This window comes from Halomonas sp. AOP22-C1-8 (assembly GCF_052378905.1).
Taxonomy (GTDB): domain Bacteria; phylum Pseudomonadota; class Gammaproteobacteria; order Pseudomonadales; family Halomonadaceae; genus Vreelandella; species Vreelandella citrativorans.
The window spans coordinates 1-738 of the sequence record NZ_JBQSYD010000070.1; the positions used below are offsets into that span (position 1 = coordinate 1).

The 738-nt window shown below is 40.5% G+C and carries 1 protein-coding gene; it reads left to right on the top strand.

All coding sequences use genetic code 11. The features are described from left to right. The first annotated feature begins 165 nt into the window (after positions 1–165). Positions 166–675, top strand: coding sequence for a hypothetical protein (locus tag ACT3TY_RS17895; protein WP_444629095.1), 510 nt, complete (start codon positions 166–168; stop codon positions 673–675). Positions 676–738 lie beyond the last annotated feature (63 nt).

The following is a 738-nucleotide window of genomic DNA, read 5'->3' on the forward strand; positions in this document are numbered from 1 at the left end:
CGTTAGGGCTAATTAGATTTGGTCCTTGTGGCGTGTTGAGTGGGTTAATTGTGGTTTTTTGATGCTGTAGTGAATAGCTGCTGACTGCCTGCTTTCGACCCAAAGCGGCCCTCCCGGCAGAAGCGGGATGCTGGCTCAGCAGTGTTAGATGCTCACGGTGTATGAATGATGAATATTCAGATCGTTATGGATAGTTTGGAAAAAGCAGATGCAAAAACTCGGGAGCAAAGAGCTAATAGACTGATGTGGGTTTCTCAATATGAGGAAAGACCGAGTGCTTACATGGGGCGTCTTGAAACAATTGAGCTATTTGAGAATGCTAGAGTATCATTCATAAATGGCAATTTTATCGCATCCGTATTGGTTGGTGTTTCTTATATCGAACAGACTCTTGTGGAAGAACTGGAAACGCTTGGTAAAAAAGCGGGGGGGAGTTTTCAGCAGACTATTAGAATAGCACTAGCTGAAAGGATTTTATCTAAATCAACACTTGATGATATTGATGTCTTGAGACAGATTCGTAATCCATACGCTCATAAAAAATCAGATGATCACGATTTGAATCTAAGTAATCGCTATTATTCGGAAAAGCTACATCCGAAAACGGTTATGGGAGATGATGCAAAACTTGCGATTAAGACAATGTATTCAGTATTTATGCAAACAATTAAGTAGGCATCTAACCCGGATTTCTCATGAAGGGATAAAAAGAAGCGGCTAAAAGTGCTATGATTTCAA